This is a genomic window from Virgibacillus sp. W0430 (genome assembly GCF_051846935.1).
Classification (GTDB): domain Bacteria; phylum Bacillota; class Bacilli; order Bacillales; family Amphibacillaceae; genus JBPYCR01.
The window spans coordinates 1-17,499 of sequence record NZ_JBPYCS010000040.1 but is presented as its reverse complement, the minus strand read 5'-3'; the positions used below and the strand labels follow the sequence as shown (position 1 = coordinate 17,499).

Here is a 17,499-nt window from a genome sequence, read left to right as displayed (position 1 = left end):
CAGGTAAAAACTTTGTATACTTTGCATCTATGCAAGATTTAAGGGAATCTAATCTAGTTGGTGGAAGATATGAGAAGAATGATATCGTTTTCGATACTGTTTGGGATTTTGTGATAGTAGATGAGGCTCACGAAGGAACAACAACCCCACTTGGAAATGATGTCATAAAAGCAACAGTAAAAGAAGAATTGAATAAAACAAAATTTTTAGCACTTTCTGGAACCCCCTTTAATATTATTGGGGATTATGATGACAATATCTATACTTGGGACTATGTTATGGAACAAAGGAGTAAATATGATTGGGATAAAAGTAATTTAGGCGATTCTAACCCGTATGATGAATTGCCTGAATTGAAGATCTACACTTACGATCTAGGTGAACTAATAAATAATCCACAATATAAAGAGCTTGAGGATAAGGCCTTTAATTTTAGGGAATTTTTTAGAGTATGGACTGGAGATATGAAAAATGATCGTAAACCATTACCAACTGGGGTAAAAGCAGGAGAATTTGTCCATAAAAATGATGTATGGAGCTTTTTAAATTTAATTACTAAAAAAGATGGTGAAAGTCAATACCCATATTCTACAGAAGAATATAGAGCTTTGTTTAGACATTCATTATGGATGGTTCCAGGAGTTAAGGAAGCCAGAGCATTAAGTGCAATTATGAAAACACATCCTATATTTGGGAATGGTGCTTTCAATATTGTAAACGTTGCTGGAGATGGTGATGAAGAAGAACAATCAGATGATGCATTAGCAAAAGTTCAAAATGCTATTAAAAGCGCTGGGAATGATGGCTACACTATAACACTTTCCTGTGGTAAATTAACTACTGGTGTTACAGTACCAGAATGGACTGCTGTATTTTATTTGGCAGGTTCTTTTTCAACGTCTGCAGCTAACTATCTACAAACTATATTCCGAGTACAATCACCATGTAACAGAGATGGAAAAATAAAAACTACTGCTTATGTGTTTGATTTTGCTCCAGATAGGACTTTAAAAATGGTTGCAGAATCAGTCGCAATTTCAACAAAAGCAGGTAAAACAGATAGTTCTGATAGAGTGATTTTAGGTGAATTTCTTAATTATTGTCCTGTAATAGCTGTAGAAGGTACAAGCATGAAAGAATACAATACCAATAGACTTCTTCAACAACTGAAACGTGCTTATGCCGAAAGAGCAGTAAAAAATGGTTTTGATGATCCTAATTTGTATAATGATGAACTTCTTAAATTAGATAATATCGATTTGGAAAACTTTAAAAAACTAAGGGGAATTATTGGCAGTTCCAAATCATCACATAAATCAAATGATATAGATGTCAATAGACAGGGATTTACGGAAGAAGAATACGAAGAACTAGAGAGATTAAAAAAGAAAGCTAAAAAAGATCGTACTCCTGAAGAAGAAGCGAAAATAAAGGAAGCCAACGAAAAAAGAAAACAAGCTAGAGATGCACGTTCAATTCTTCGTGGTATTTCTATTAGGATACCTCTCTTAATATATGGTGCAGATATTGATATTAACGAAGATATTACAATGGAAAGACTTGTAGAAATTGTAGACGATTCCTCATGGGAAGAATTTATGCCAGATAAGGTTACCAAAGAGCTTTTTAAAGATTTCAGCAAGTATTATGACCCAGAGATTTTTGTAGTCGCTGGAAGAAAAATTCGTGATATAGCAAAAGGAGCGGATGAACTTCCGCCTACTGAACGTGTAAAACAAATTGCAGAATTATTTTCAAACTTCAAAAACCCTGATAAAGAGACAGTTCTAACACCATGGCGAGTTGTAAATATGCATATGGGTGACTGTTTAGGTGGTTATAACTTTTATGATGAAAATTATCAAGAGCTCTTAGAAGAGCCAAGGTATGTATACCAAGGAAAAGTAACCGAAGATACATTACAAAATAAAAACACAAAAATATTAGAAATTAATTCTAAGACAGGATTATACCCACTTTATTTAACTTATAGTATATTTAAACAAAAGTGTGAGGAGTATGGTGAATCTAGTCTAACTGAACAATTAGAAAATCAACTATGGAAAGAAACAGTACAAGAAAACATTTATATAATATGTAATACACCAATGGCAAAATCAATTACTAAAAGAACTTTAGTGGGTTTTAAAAATGTACCAATAAATGCAACTTACTTTGACGATTTGAATAACACAATGAGGCATAAATCTAAACAATTCATTGAAAGAGTAACAAGACAAAGTTACTGGAAGAAGAAAGGAGCGGGAAATATGAAGTTTGATGCTGTAGTGGGGAATCCACCGTATCAAGAAAACATTAGTAGTAATAAAGGTAATACATCTTTATCAAAACAACTATTTCCAATATTTATCCAAAATTCAATTCTTTTGGATACGCAGTATGTATCCTTAATTACTCCGTCCCGTTGGTTTACAGCCAATGCTCAAGATCGATCTTTTATTCGATTACGTGAGTTTATAAAAAGTAAAAATCATATGTCTAAAATATTTAATTATCCTGACAACCAACTTTTATTTAATAATGTAGAAATTGCGGGTGGCGTCAACTACTTTCTTTATGATAAATCAAATACCACTGGGAAAGTAGAATTTACAGAATGTTATAGGGACAATTATAATACAGTTAATCGACTTTTATTCGAGGATGGTTTGGACATTATTATATCCATGAACCAAATTGTTAGTGTTTTACACAAAGTGAAAAACCACGAAGACTTTATTTCTATGACCGAAATTACATATGGTCGAAATGCATTTGGAGTCATAGGTAAGGCGTCAGTTTTAAATAAGTTAACTAGTGATGAATATTTTAAGGATTCTATAACAGTAAGATGTTCGTATGAGCAATTTCGTTACATGAAAATGGATGATATAACTAAGAATGCAGACTTAGTTAGTAAATGGAAGATTTTCACATCTAAAGCGAATGGTGGAGCAGGTGTTTTAAGTGATGATGGAAAAGTTGCAATTATTGGTAAGGCATATATAGGAAAACCACAATCAATCTGTACAGATTCGCTGATACCAATAGGTTCATTTAATAACGAAATTGAAGCTAATAATTTACAAAAATATATGTCAAGTAAATTTTTGAGATTTATGGTTGGAATTTTAAAGGTATCTCAAAACATATCTCAAAATGTATATCTATTTGTTCCTTTACAAAACTTCACAAATAAGTCTGATATAGATTGGAATAAACCTATCACTGACATAGATCAACAACTCTATAAGAAATATAAATTATCAACAGAAGAAATAAAATTTATTGAAAATAAAATAAAAGAAATGGATTAATCTATCGATAAATAATCTTCAGTCTCTTAAAGAAATTCAATGGAAAGCAAAGGATAATCCATTATTGCTGTTTTGACTTATTAATGAAGGAGTTTTTATTAATGGAACAAAACAACTTATATAAACTATTAACTAATAGAGATATTATCGATATCTTAATCGGCGATACAGTGTATGATGATGTAGCCATTGAATCAGAGCCAACTATAAAGATTGCAATGCCTTATTTAAGCGGTCCTGTTTTATGTGATTTATGTACACTTTTTGGATTGCCGATGACTTATTCTTGGAATGGTGGAAGTCTAAGTAGATGGATGTACATGGAAAAGTTATTAGAGCATTGTATAGGTGAAGGAAGTTGTTCAAAATTATTGGTACATCTTTTTGATAAAAGACAATTTCAATCTTTGTTATCTGGTTATTCAAGTGAAACTACTGATTTTGCATATTCAAAGATTGTGGAAGTAATTATTGATAAAATTAATGGGATTTTGTTCTTCGGCGATAATGAGCTTGTGAAGATTGGAAATAACTTTGTGGTTAAGCCGATTGGTAAAAGAATTGAAATAAACACTGCTCATGTTTCTAAAATTGATAGAGAATATATTAATAGTATATCGAAGCGATCTATAGAAGATATTAAAAATGGTTATTTTGATAGTGCAATCACAAAGTCTCGTACTTTATTAGAGGAAGTATTTTGTTATGTGATTGAACAAAAAGGGGAAACTCCCACGACTTCAGGTCAAATAAATCAATTATATAAACAAGTTAAGGACCTTTATAATATGCATACTGATAAGGGCGCTGACAGAAGAATAAATATGCTGTTATCAGGTTTTGAAAAGATAGTGTCTTCAATTGCAGAAATGCGGAATAAAGATAGTGATTCACATGGCGTTGGATCAAACAGAATAAAAATAGAAGAACACCACGCAACATTGTTTGTTAACTCGGCAATTACATTAGCTGATTTTATACTGGCCGTTGAAAACAAAAATAAAATCAAAAACATCACATGACTATATTTCATGTGATGTTTTTCCGCTCAAAGCCTGTCATTCCACATATTCTATTTTCATCACTGTCAGCAATCCTTATATAGGCGTTTTTCATCTGATTTGAATGCATAATCCTTTTCTTACCATGGAAACGCTCTACCTACTTAACGATGGAGAGCTTTAGGTAAGGCCAGCGCAAGTATTATCATTATTGAAACAGACGATAATCACTTTTCCATTGAATTAAGCTGTTTTTCTGCCATTTTACCCGCAATTGGTAGTTTGAACCACTTCCCTTGATATGCTTTTATCATTAAAATGATCCATATAATAACGGACAGCGGAGAAATTAATATACCGATTAGCCATCCTATAATTGGAATAGCTGTTAAAACAATACTTGCTATAAAAATGATGCCGAATGTAATGATCGACTGCAATGCGTGATATCGTACAAATCGATCTTCTTTCTCGATAACAAGGAAAATGATACCTGTGATGAATCCAACTAAGTAGCACAACATACCAGCTACGTTTTTGTCCATTCCTGTGGACGCACCCTTTCCACTTGCTTCGTTCTTTTGCTCACTTTTTGTTGATTGTACCGCATTCTCTTTAAACACATTTTGATCTTTATCTTCTGTATGTTGACTGCTCATCTGAATCCCACCTTATATTTTTTAATTTTATTAGATACGTCATTATTCACTTTGAGGCATCATATTCATATTCAGTTCTTGGGCTTTTTCAACAACCTCTGCGGGAACAACTATCTCATCAACTTCATTAAAGGCACTGTATTCATAATACGTATAATCCTTTGAGTGAACTTGCGTCCCACCAAAACTGTTCGTTTGTTCCGTGTCCATTAGGATCGATGTGACATAATACGTTTGTTTGTTAATCTTCAATTCATAGCTCCCACTGATTTCTGAAATCATATTGGTTAAGCTTTGATATGCACTTTCCCCTGCAATTTCCTTTAGAGCACTATACATTACTTCTTTAAATTGTTCCCCCGAGCTTGATAATGAAACGACATAGTGATCGTCCTCTTCTTTTAATTCGAATAATTCATAATGGTTACCAAAATATTCATATTGTGTTTCATTAATTGCAGGCACCAAATTCATCATTCCACCTGCTTGATCTCCAGATATAGACAACCATTGACTAGATTCGTAGTCAAAGATATATACCGCTTCATTTGTCCAATACATTTCCACTTCCGAAGTTACACTTTGTTCAGATTTACTATCCATCTTCATATGCTGAGCAAATGGATCGAGTGTCATCTCCCCTCTCATCTCGGTCGTTTCCTGATCTTTAACCCCCATTATATCCGTAACCGTTTCCGATTTTCCGTCTATCTTCATTCCTTTAACAGTCTTCATTGCATCGGCTGACTTTTGTATGACCTCTTTTACCCCGCTTGCACTACCAGTAGATGCTTCCTCACTTGACTCCGTATCTACTTCTTCTGTCACCTCATCCTCCGGCTCTTCTTGCCTTTCCACTTCTGCATCATTCGCAGCTTGCTCTATATTTTCTGGCTCTTTAGAAGACACGCCCTCTTGACCACATGCTACAAGCATAGAAAGTATCATTAAAAATATTATAATAACAGCTTTTCGCATCATCTCATATGACACTCCTTTTTTCGTCTAATAAAAAGATACCATCTGAAGGTTAAGTGAAGGTTAAGTACCATATTAAAAAGCATTTTCCCGCAAAATAATGAAAAAAAATAAACCTTCTACCTTTTCCGGATGGAATATACTCACTTTTCGCGGGTGAGTGGGGAGCGCCATAGTACGGCGTGCGATGGCGTTTCAATGTTTTTCTCTCCTGCTGGAATCGAGCATCTTTCATTCGATCGTGTCGGAGAGCTTTCTTGATTTCCCACAAGCTAAACGAAAACCCAATAAAATATAATGAAAGCAAGTTTTAATAAAAATTGGATCTTTTTGCTAATCTATTCATTCTTAACCTCCACTTAACCTCTATTGTTTTTAATTAAAAATAATAACAATTATTTCAAAATGCGTAAGAGGAGGGGAAAGCATAACTAATACATTGGACTTTCATACAAACTTATCGAAGAAAGATAAATAGAAAGGAGATTGATTACTAATGATGAAAAGAAGTTTTCTCATAACCGCCCTATTAACTTTAATTACGACACTAACTGTCGCTACCCCTACAATAGATGCCGCCGGAAGCCTTATACCAGATGACGCACTTAAAGAAGCAATTAATGATGAATTGAACGAACCTGCTTCATATGAACCGACACAAGCCGATTTACAAAGCCTTACAAGCCTTACAGCAGTAGGAAAAAGTATCAGCAATTTAGAAGGTTTGCAACACGCCATAAATATAACGACATTACAACTCAGACAAAATAAAATTTCCGATATTACACCGCTGGAGAACTTGACGAATTTAGAATATATTAGCTTGAATAATAACCAAATTACAAATGTATCGCCGCTTAGCTCCTTAAACCAACTAACTACTTTACACTTAAGTAATAATAAAGATATAAGAAATATAAATCCACTTAAAAATCTAAATCAACTAAGAACATTGGGTTTATCATACAACCGTCAACTGGAGTTTGCTCAATTGCGTAACTTTACGCATTTATCAACAACACTCTACCTAACACATACAGGTATTAGTGATCTATCCGTGTTGGAAGACTTTAGCAGCTTAAACAACCTGTATTTAAACAACAATGAAATTAGTGACCTGACACCGATTAAAAACCTGGCAAGCTTAAACTTGTTGAACATATCAAACAATCAAATTAACAATCTATCAACAATATCATCTGTTATTAACAGCCTGGCAACATTTGTTGCGAAGGATCAGACTATTGTACTCCCAGAAAAAGAGTTATTATTCACTGAGACCTCACTGCAAATAGAGAATCAAACGACAAATCAAGATGGAAATATTATCGATGATATCGTACTGAGCAATACCGGAGTTTACAACTCCCCTCACATATCATGGACGGGACTTACGGGATCAGAAACAAGTAGAACATATACGTTTGACGTTGACCCAAACAATAATGACGCTTTTTCGGGTACCGTTGTACAACCAATTAGATGGAACACAAGTGAGGAACCAACAATTCATGCAACTGATTTAACAATTTATGTTGGGGAAGACTTCAAGCCATTGGATCATGCAACTGCAACAGATCCGGAAGATGGCGATGTAACAAATTCTATTACGATTAAAAAGAATGATGTGGACACGAGGATGACCGGGCAATATGATGTAACGTATGAAGCGACGGACAGCGACAATCAATCCGTTACAAAAACAATTACCGTTACTGTAAAAGCGCCAAAAACCATAACAATACCGTTTGATATAGATACGTACGTATTCGGATCACAAGAGGGAAAAATTGATCAAACAAACGTGATAATCCATATGCCATCGGATTTGCCAAGGTGGACTCTCATTCATGCAAAGGACAAACAAAACAGTCCTGAAGCCAATAAAGCAGGATCACTGAAGCAAGCGGGAGAGATTATTGATTTTTCTCTTTTATATCTAGAACAACATCCATCCGAACCTTACACATTAATTATGCCTTATGACAAAACAACATACGCCGCTAATGAAGTGGATATTTATTATTTCGATGCAACAAAGCAAAAGTGGATTCCCCAAAACGGAACAGTCGATGAAAATGCTGGGACGATTACAATTAATCCAAGCCACTTTTCCATATACGGTGTCTTTGCAGAAGTTAACAATTCAACAAATGGAAACGACGAAGATAATGGAACTGGTGAGAATACAAATAACCAAGACGGAACGGAAGACGATGACTCAGATGGTAAAAACAATAATGGAAATGACGACAATGACAGTGAAACAAGTTCAACCACTACTGATGGGACAGATAACGACAATGCGACGCCATCTACGGATTCAAAAGACACAACTAAAGAGGGCGATTTACTACCAATTACATCGACATCCATATATAGCTGGATGTTAGCAGGATTTCTTTTATTTATTGCTGGGTTCATTACGCTTCGCATCTATCGGCGCTCCCAAAGCAATTCCTAAAGAAAACAAATGGTGAATCTTAAAACGTCCCGATATAGCTGGGACGTTTTTCCTTTCTATATTAATTAGTCATCATCTGAAAAGACATATCCTAACCCACGAACGGTTTGGATGAACTTCGGATTGGACGGATCCTTTTCTATTTTTCTGCGCAGCTGGCTAATATGAACCTTTATTGTTTGAATTTCACCAGCAGAATCAAACCCCCATACGTGATCATATAACTGCTCGGCACTCCAAACCTGATTTGGATGCTTCGCGAGCAAAATTAATAATTGCACCTCTTTCGCTGATAACGAAATTAGCTGATCGTTAAGGTAACAAATGTAACGATCGAGATGAATTTTTAAGTCTCCATAAATAAGCATATCTGACTCCACTTGGTCTTCCTGATGATAACGCCGAAGATTTGCTTGAATTCTCGCTTCCAGTTCCCCATAATCGAACGGCTTAATAATGTAATCATCCCCACCTAATTCGAAACACTTTATTTTATCCATTACATCCCTGCGCGCACTTAAAAACAAAATAGGAACGGTTTTCTTTTTTCTAATTTCTTGACAGACTTCAAATCCGTCCATTTTTGGCATTTCAATATCCAGTAAAATAAGATCTGGATTTTCCACGCCTACTACATGTAAAGCATCTTTCCCGTTTGCAGCTGTCAGTACATTATATCCTCTTTTTTCCAAATACAGCTGGATAAGTACACGTATTCCTTCTTCATCGTCAACGACCAAAATCGTTTTATTTTTCACCTTCGAACCAGCTCCTTTCATTCGACAGGGGAAATTGGTATAACGATAGAAAATGTACTTCCTACACCTACCTGACTTTCCACCCAGATCCTTCCCTCATGAGCTTCTATAATTTCTTTTACAATCGCTAATCCTAACCCTGTTCCTCCTGAATCATCTCGGGTAGATAGATTTGTCGCTTTGTAAAATCGCTCAAAGATAAAGGGCAATTTCTTTTCATCAATTCCATGTCCATTATCTTGAAGCTGAATAAGCACTTCATTCATCTTTTCAGTTAACTTAACTGTTATTGTTACGTTGCCGGTATTCAGCTCAGTATGTTTGATCGCGTTCCAAATAAGATTGGAAAACACTTGATCCATTCGATCTACATCGATATGACATTCGTATGCTTTTAGTATTTCTACGTTCTGGTGGTTAACAAAATAAAATTTGCGCTCTTCCTGTTTTATATCCCATTCATGCATAGCGCGCACTTGATTCAGCCACTCGTTTAAATTAACTTTTTTCTTGTGTAAACGCATCGTACCTGCTTCCCACTTTGACAAATCCGACAAATCGGTAATTAACCGATTTAATATTTGCAGCTTATGATCCACCATATTTAAATAACGAGGATCATGATCTTCAATCAAGCCGTCCTTAACGGCCTGAATGTATCCTTGAATGACGGTGACAGGCGTACCTAACTCGTGTGCAATATTTGCTAATAACAATCGACGGGAATCAGCCATATTTAATAACTCCTGATTCACATTCTTCAATTCCTCTGTGCGAGCATCCACTTTCTCTTCTAGAAGCTGGTTTAACTCCAATAGTTCAAGATGCAGTCGACTAAGCTTTAATAATGTTTTAACACGTGCCAATAATTCCTCTTTATCGCAAGGCTTAGTCAAATAATCATTTGCTCCTACTTGGAAAGCCGTAATACGATCGTTCATCTGGTTTTTAGCAGTAAGCATTAAAATTGGTAGTTCAACCAATGAATTATGTGCACGTAACCTACGACACACTTCATATCCAGACAATTTCGGCATCATAATATCCAATATAAGCAAATGAATCGTTCGTTTCTGTACTTCTTTCATAACATCCTCACCATTTGAAGCGGCGATTACTTCATAGCCTTCTAAGGTAAGTTGGTTTTTCAACACTTGCAAATTTACAAACTCATCATCGGCAATCAGAATAGTTGTTTTCGCTTTTTTTGGTGAAGGCCCCACCATTGGGACGGTGCTTAGTTCCTTTTCTGCAACGTTTCTAGGAGTTATTGTTGAAGCAGCTTCTAACATTGCCGTACTTTGGTCTTCACTAAGCGGTAATGTAAAGCTAAATTTCGATCCTTTCCCTATTGTCGACTCCACCAAAATATCGCTTTGGTGTAATTCAACTAAACGCTTTGTAATGCTCAGACCAATTCCAGAGCCACCGACTTCCCGGGATATGCTTGAGTCTCCTTGACGAAATGGTTCAAATATAGCATCTATTTGTTGTGGCGCGATCCCTTTGCCTGTATCTGAAATGATTATCTCCAACCGATTATCTTGTTTTTCAGCCGAAACAATTACTTCCCCTTGATCCGTATACTTAATTGCATTACCAATCAGGTTATACAAAATTTGCTGGAGACGGCTTTCATCCGCCATGACTAACGGTGTTGATGAATCAATTTTGTTTTTCAATATGATCGGCTTATCCTTTGTTAGCGGTTGACAAATTGTTAATACAACATCTGTCAAAGCAAACAAGTGAACGGGCTTTGGACGAATAACTAGATCATCGTTTTTTAACTTAGAAAAGTCAATAATATCATCGACTAAGTTCGCCAATCTTCTCCCACTTATACTAATCATCCACAAATGACGATCAAGCTCTTTTGTTATTTTTCCAGCAGCCCCACCCCGTAATGTTTCTGCAATCCCAATGATACCGTTTAACGGGGTACGCAGTTCATGAGAAGTTACTGTTAGAAACTCATCCTTCAGCTTATCCGCCTTTTTCAGACTTTTTAATGCAAGCTTTTGGCTTTCAATCGCATCCTTTTTCGCCTTCTCCTTTTCCATGCGCATTACCTTGTAACGATCACCCAAAGCGAGCGAAAGCAAAACAACCTCTAATGTTGTCGTTACATGCCAAGCATACTTTGTAAAAGGAATAAGTGGCAATAACCCAGCATCGACCATTATTGAAACGAAAACCCCAAACAAAAATGTGCCCCATGCAAGTGCAAAGAAACGAGCTGGTCGATATTTTCTTCGTAAACTGATTACCAATGTTGAAATAACAAGACCTATCGTAACTGCGACACAAATTATAGCGGCGTACATTGCGTATGTAAAGGAGAAAAAACTCCAAATTGCGGTTAATGCATTTACAATTATAAATATTTTAAATAACCGATCCAACCTCGGAACGAATTCGCTCGTCCGTAAAAAGCTTCTCGTAAACAACAAAGCTGAGATGTTAGCTAAACACATAAAGGTAACGACTGCTTGTATATTCCATCTAACAAGCTCTGGCCATAAAAATTGAAACGCTAAGCCTGTATCAGACAAGTAGAGAAATCCGTTTAAAACAACAAATAACACATAGTAAAGGTAACTGCGGTCACGAATCGAAAAATAAAGAAAAAGATTATAAAAGGCCATCACAACTGAAATTCCTATTAAAATTCCAAAAAGCATGTATCCTGTCTGTGACTTTGCACCAAAAGCTCTTGAATTCCAGACCGTTAAAGGTATCTGCATTGATCCCCCAGTCGTTAATTGCATATAATATGTTTGTTCTTCCTCTGCCTTTATCGGGAGATCCATAATAAAATTACGATGAAAAATCTCCTTATCCGTAAATGGATATTTGTTCCCCATAGATAAAGTTGTAAAAGAACCATCTTGCTCTGGTACATATAATTGGATGCGGTTAATTTTCGGTGTTTCAATTTCAAGCAACCAATCCTCTAGAGAAGATTGGTTATTGATGTGAAAACGAACCCAATATGCATCTTGTGTATATCCGAAATTCGGTCTACCAATTCCTTTGTACGGAATAAACTGTTCTTCCAGACGGTTTGATACAATATCTTCAATTGCATACCGTCCATATTTATCTTTCAAGATTTCAATCGAGTCATCCAATAGAATTTTAGCTGTATCATTTTTCAAAACTACTTTATTTCTCTCGTTATTATCTTTTGCATCAATTACATCCCCCATAAAAAGAAGAGAGATCGATACAAGTATCAAGATCACTTTCATTTGTTTGAATACCATGTATACCTCCCCTTTTGCTCTATGGGTTCCACTTTCCATAGACTTTCCCACACAATTCCAAGTAGTCAAATGTAGTTTTGATTATACCATAGTAAACTTATTATTTATAAAATTTTAAAAATAATAAGAGGATATTATGCTATCACAGCACCTATCGTAGAGTTTCGTACCTTATATTTATTGTCGAAAAATATTATTATACAGTGTTTTCAGTTGTCATGGGATCCGTTTTATCAACTAAATAAGACAACGAGCTGTTGCAATAACATCAACATTTAAGTACTGAGGATAAGCAGCGTACGTCATGCACATTATATTGTTATCCTTCTACTCTTTAATTCGTCACAGTGTTGAGTCAAATTACGTTGATTGAGTATAGCTTTTTATGAAAATTAGAAAATGGAAATCCCGTCACTCACTTATGTGACAGGATTTCCTTTACCTACTTTGTATTTTTGATGTATTGATCTAATTTTATGATGCTTGGGATCTACGACGATAGATCATAATAAATATCAATCCGCTGATAAGTAAAATAGCACCGGCAAATAACCAATTGTATATACTCGTTGATGTTTTCGGTAATGCATTTTCTTTATCGGCTTCTTTTATCGTAACAACAGAGTCCTCTTCCTCGTCTGTTTCGTTATTTGTGGAATCTTTGTTTGGTTGATTGGTTGGTTCCTCCACATCGGTATCACTTATTTCGTTCGGTTCTTGATCAATCTTATATACATATGTGACAGTTATCCTTGTTGACCCAAATGTTCCTGACGCATTTGTTGGTGTTTCCTTTAAGGTGTACCCATCAATTTCTTTTGTCTGCGTCATGTAACTATCGCCAACGTTCCCCGTATGGAATTCTGGAGAAGCTATCTCGTTTCCTTCCTCATCCACATACATAACTACTACATTTTCCCCCGCTACTGCATCTTTCGTATACACATATTTAACTTCTTGCGCTTCACTCGTAAAAGTGCCAGCTGCATTTGACGGAGTTGCTGTTAATGTATAGCCTGGAATGCTTTTTCCATTGGTATTATACGATTCACCAACGTTTCCGGAAACAACTTCTGGAGGAGCTATTTCGTTTCCATCCTCATCCACATAAATTGCTGTTACGTCTCCCCCTGCTACTGCATTTGCTTCATAAACACCCATATCTACTGAACTACCGATAATACGAGTGTTTCCATTTAAATCCGTTAAGACACCAGCTTGAACTGAACCATTGTCTGCCGCATTAATTGCTGGTGAACTGGATTGGAGTTGATAGTCACCGCTAGCAGTAGGTGCATTTGAAGCGGATTCAGGGGCTACGAATTCGGGATCCGACGCCAGGTTGTCTCCACCATCTGTACCGTAACTAGAATCCCAATTACCGCTTCCTCCTGACCCTTCAATCAGACTGCTTTTAAAGGTCAGACTTGGAGATGGGTTTATTCCCAATAAGTTTATATTTGCATTTCCAGTGCCAGTAACTTCATTACCCCAAATAATGCTATTTATTACTGTCATATTTGCGGACTGTATCGAAAAGCCGCCACCAGACCCAGCAACGTTACCACTTATCGTTCCATTGATAATGCTGGGATTACCCTCCTTGTTGTATATTCCACCACCAGAACTAGACTTATTCCCTGTAATTTTTCCATTTGAAATAATAGGGGCAGCCGTGTATATGTAAATCCCCCCACCATAGTTTGTAGCCGTATTATTCGTAATCTCTACATTCGTTAAAGTGGAGTCCTCTTTATACGTATATATACCGCCACCGTGTTGACCTGCTGTATTTCCCGAAATGAACACATCAATTAGCGTTGCTTTACTAGAAGCTAGTCTAATTCCGCCACCATCTTTTGCTGCATCATTGTTCTCCAACTGAATATTGTTCAATGTAGGAGTGCTTTGTGAAAAATAAACTCCGCCACCCCAATCAGCTGTATTTCCCGAAATGGTTCCATCTGTATATGTTGAAGTTCCTGATTTTTCAAAAATTCCTCCACCATAATTAGATGCCGTGTTATTATTAATCGTACTATTTGTTACAACTAAACTATTCTCAGATGCATTATAAACCCCGCCACCATCCTGACCAGCCTCATTATCTTGAATGGTTACATAATTTAAATTGGGACTACTGGAAGATAGTGTACCTGCAGGGCCACTATTGAACATCCCACCTCCATAATTTGTTGCATAATTATTTCGAATAGTAACATTTTCCAACGTTGGACTACTAAAAATATTGTACATTCCACCGCCACTGCTTTCTCTACCGCTGGTGGCGCTTGCATTTCCACCTTGAATCGTCACACCGTTCAATACTGCTGTGTTATCTAAAGTCGGATTTAATATAACATGATAGGCATCTAGATTACTAAGAGATCCGTCTTGATCCAAATCACCACTAAGAATCGTTTCATAAGTATTCGTATTGCGATCAGCTTTTACCGGATTACCACTATTAGGAAACCCCCCATATATTTCTACCCCATTTTTCATTTGGAAGGTTTTCATCCTTGGGTCACTAGGGTTATTGTTACCACCAATGTCCTTAGAAGGATAATACGTTCCCTCAGAAATCCATATTTCATCACCAGCGCTCGCTGCATCTAATCCATCCTGTAAGTTTGTAAACGCATTATTCCATGAACTTCCATCGTTACTACCTGTAGCTGTCTCGTTTACATAAATTATGTCTCCACTTGCAGCTTGTATCGCTCCACCATTTAAAATAGAACCCATCGTACCTATCGTAAGAATGAAGCATAAAGAAATCAATAGGTTCTTCTGTAACCGTTTTCGGTAATGTTTCGCGAATATTTTCATATTTTTTCTTTTCTCCCCTTTATTTGACAACTTAAACAGACTATAACACTTGAAGGTTAAGTGAAGGTTAACTCCTTCTATTAATTTCTGATACTATTCTAGTTTCATAGAATCTCTTGGTTTAACAATGATTGTATCGACGCTTTATAAAATAGCAATACAGTAAAGCAGATCTCCACATTCAGTATAGAACCATAATTTAACAAACTAAAATAAAAAAAAGAATACCTAAGAGGTACCCTGTTTTTTTTGATTAAAGTATTGCTAAGCTTTCTTTCTCTATGAAAATAAAAACAAGCAATCTTATTGTTGACTTAATGAGTAATTAACATTTAACACCCATGTGGGCCAAGATCAATGTAATTGATCGTTAGTCGTCAATTTTAATTTCTAGAATATATACAACCTGTTTTGCCATGCTATTTTTTCTTTCTCTGCAACGCCTATTATCTTTGTAGTTGTTTCACCATCACTGTCCATGACATCATAGTCGCCATTGTATAGCCCATTCATTTTCATCGATTGCTTGCGACTGTTCCGTATCCTCTTCATCCGTTCTCCGTTTTATAACGAATGATATCGAAACTGATCAAGTTCATAATCAAACGATTCCGCAGCATTTTTCATTGGATGAATTTAAGTATGCCAAAGGTAAGATGACATTTGAATATATTGACGCTGAAGCAGGTGACAATTTAGTTATTCTCGAGGGAAGAAATGGTCGGACCAATAAAGAGTCATTTCTTCGCTAATTACCATAGATATGAATGCAGGATGCGTATCATAGGTTGTTTCAAAACTTCCAATAACGAATATATGAAAAAATACTGCCGTCTGAAACAATACTGGAAGCTTCTTTTGAAGAATAAAGCAAACCTATTACATACGAAATATAAGCACTATCCCTAGTTCGGACAACGTCTCAAAGTGAAAGCGTGGAGGAAATATTAGCTTATGACAAAGTATTAAAAGCGAATTATGACCTTTATCAGTTGCTCTTAAACACCTTAACGAATCGCCATTTTCAAGCCCTGTCACAAGTGGTGCTGAGGCAACAAGATACGCTCATCTCAACAAATATGAGTACAGGTATCAAAATGTTCAAAAATCATCTTTCTTTTATAAAAAATAGTTTTGTATATCTCTATAATAACGGCAGGATTGAAGGAATCAGCAATAAAATCAAGGTTTTAAATCGCGTTGCGTATGGTTACAGAAATTTTATCAACTATAAGAACCGAATCCTATCTTCATTTTAAACTAAAACCAATTATAAATAAGAAAACACTCCCTAAAACTGCGTAAGCAACTGTAGTGAGTGCATTATTCATAGAACTATCCTGACATTTAGTTGACTGAATCGAAAGACGATTGACTCCAGTAGGAACAAGACGTGTCCGAAATTCCCTGTCGCGAGCCGACAGGAGAGGGACAGAAATTGAGGCCGTCCCCACGGACAGCAATCGTCTGTAGTGGAAGTCAACGGGTTGGAGCGCAACTTTTTGTTCTACCCATTTTATAATAAATGATTAATTAAATCGACTTAAAAAAGTTTACCAACGTTTATTCGACAAAGAGCCAGTAATTTACCCACCCAAGAGGGCTGTAACCAAATAAGGCGCTATTCTTAGTAAGAATAGCGCCAAATGAACCTTTATCAAGAGCTTCCAACAGGATTTGAACCTGCGACCCCTTCCTTACCATGGAAGTGCTCTACCTGCTGAGCTATGGAAGCATTAATGTAATGATGGCTCCACAGGTAGGATTCGAACCTACGACCGATCGGTTAACAGCCGATTGCTCTACCACTGAGCTACTGTGGAATAATTATATGAAATAACATCGGTTAAGTGCAAATATACTTTTAAATATTTAAAAAAACTCAGTCAACCTACATGTTACACGAAGGAAAATGACTAAGATAATACAGGTGATGCTATATTCAAAATTATGTATGGCCTGGCGGCGTCCTACTCTTGCAGAGGCAAAGCCTCAACTACCATCGGCGCTGGAGAGCTTAACTGCTGTGTTCGGTATGGGAACAGGTGTGACCTCTCCGCTATAACTACCAGACCGTTGTTCATTTGTTAATCGCGTACTTTTTTAGCGACATTTTCTATTATAAGTGTTTCTGAGAAAAAGTCAAGGGTTTTTATTCATACCTTGAAAACTAAATAAGAATTGTTTCATCAATGGGCATCATCAGCCAAAAATAGTTAGT

10 protein-coding genes, 2 tRNA genes and 1 rRNA gene are annotated in these 17,499 nt (G+C 36.1%); 4 read left to right on the top strand and 9 right to left on the bottom strand.

Annotated features, from left to right (window positions below; all coding sequences use genetic code 11):
- The coding region (locus ACLIBH_RS13515; RefSeq protein WP_439317239.1) for an Eco57I restriction-modification methylase domain-containing protein at positions 1–3,317 on the top strand (3,317 nt) is incomplete at its 5' end.
- A 101-nt stretch (positions 3,318–3,418) separates the two neighbouring features.
- Positions 3,419–4,339 carry an abortive infection family protein gene (locus ACLIBH_RS13510; protein ID WP_439317238.1) on the top strand — a complete coding sequence of 307 codons (921 nt, stop codon included), beginning with the start codon at positions 3,419–3,421 and terminating at the stop codon, positions 4,337–4,339.
- A gap of 206 nt (positions 4,340–4,545) precedes the next feature.
- On the opposite strand, the gene ACLIBH_RS13505 is transcribed toward ACLIBH_RS13510, so the two are convergent.
- A complete protein-coding gene (locus tag ACLIBH_RS13505) occupies positions 4,546–4,977 on the bottom strand; it encodes a DUF4870 domain-containing protein (RefSeq protein WP_439317237.1) in 432 nt (143 codons plus the stop codon).
- A gap of 42 nt (positions 4,978–5,019) precedes the next feature.
- Positions 5,020–5,958, bottom strand: a complete 939-nt coding sequence (locus ACLIBH_RS13500; RefSeq protein WP_439317236.1) for a DUF6612 family protein — start codon at positions 5,956–5,958, stop codon at positions 5,020–5,022.
- Positions 5,959–6,451: 493 nt separating this feature from the next.
- Between ACLIBH_RS13500 and ACLIBH_RS13495 the strand changes: the two genes are divergently transcribed.
- A complete protein-coding gene (locus ACLIBH_RS13495; protein ID WP_439317235.1) occupies positions 6,452–8,419 on the top strand; it encodes a leucine-rich repeat domain-containing protein in 1,968 nt (655 codons plus the stop codon).
- Between the two features lie 65 nt (positions 8,420–8,484).
- Here ACLIBH_RS13495 and ACLIBH_RS13490 read toward each other — a convergent pair whose 3' ends face one another.
- The 4 genes from ACLIBH_RS13490 to ACLIBH_RS13475 form a co-directional block, all read right to left on the bottom strand.
- Complete coding sequence (locus ACLIBH_RS13490; RefSeq protein WP_439317234.1) at positions 8,485–9,177, bottom strand: response regulator transcription factor; 693 nt, start codon at positions 9,175–9,177, stop codon at positions 8,485–8,487.
- A gap of 17 nt (positions 9,178–9,194) precedes the next feature.
- Positions 9,195–12,446, bottom strand: a complete 3,252-nt coding sequence (locus ACLIBH_RS13485) for an ATP-binding protein (RefSeq protein WP_439317233.1) — start codon at positions 12,444–12,446, stop codon at positions 9,195–9,197.
- A gap of 474 nt (positions 12,447–12,920) precedes the next feature.
- The gene (locus ACLIBH_RS13480) at positions 12,921–15,278 is read right to left on the bottom strand and encodes a MucBP domain-containing protein (protein WP_439317232.1); all 2,358 of its coding nucleotides are present in this window, start codon (positions 15,276–15,278) and stop codon (positions 12,921–12,923) included.
- A gap of 390 nt (positions 15,279–15,668) precedes the next feature.
- Positions 15,669–15,830: a hypothetical protein gene (locus tag ACLIBH_RS13475; RefSeq protein WP_439317231.1), complete on the bottom strand. Its 162-nt coding sequence runs from the start codon at positions 15,828–15,830 to the stop codon at positions 15,669–15,671.
- 383 nt (positions 15,831–16,213) lie between these two features.
- Between ACLIBH_RS13475 and ACLIBH_RS13470 the strand changes: the two genes are divergently transcribed.
- Positions 16,214–16,537 carry a transposase gene (locus ACLIBH_RS13470; protein WP_439317230.1) on the top strand — a complete coding sequence of 108 codons (324 nt, stop codon included), beginning with the start codon at positions 16,214–16,216 and terminating at the stop codon, positions 16,535–16,537.
- Between the two features lie 403 nt (positions 16,538–16,940).
- Here ACLIBH_RS13470 and ACLIBH_RS13465 read toward each other — a convergent pair.
- The 3 genes from ACLIBH_RS13465 to rrf all read right to left on the bottom strand — a co-directional run bounded on the left by ACLIBH_RS13465 (position 16,941) and on the right by rrf (position 17,351).
- Positions 16,941–17,013, bottom strand: a tRNA-Thr gene (locus tag ACLIBH_RS13465).
- 13 nt (positions 17,014–17,026) lie between these two features.
- A tRNA-Asn gene (locus ACLIBH_RS13460) sits at positions 17,027–17,101 on the bottom strand.
- A gap of 134 nt (positions 17,102–17,235) precedes the next feature.
- Positions 17,236–17,351: ribosomal RNA gene (gene rrf, locus ACLIBH_RS13455) — 5S ribosomal RNA — on the bottom strand.
- Between the last annotated feature and the right edge of the window lie 148 nt (positions 17,352–17,499).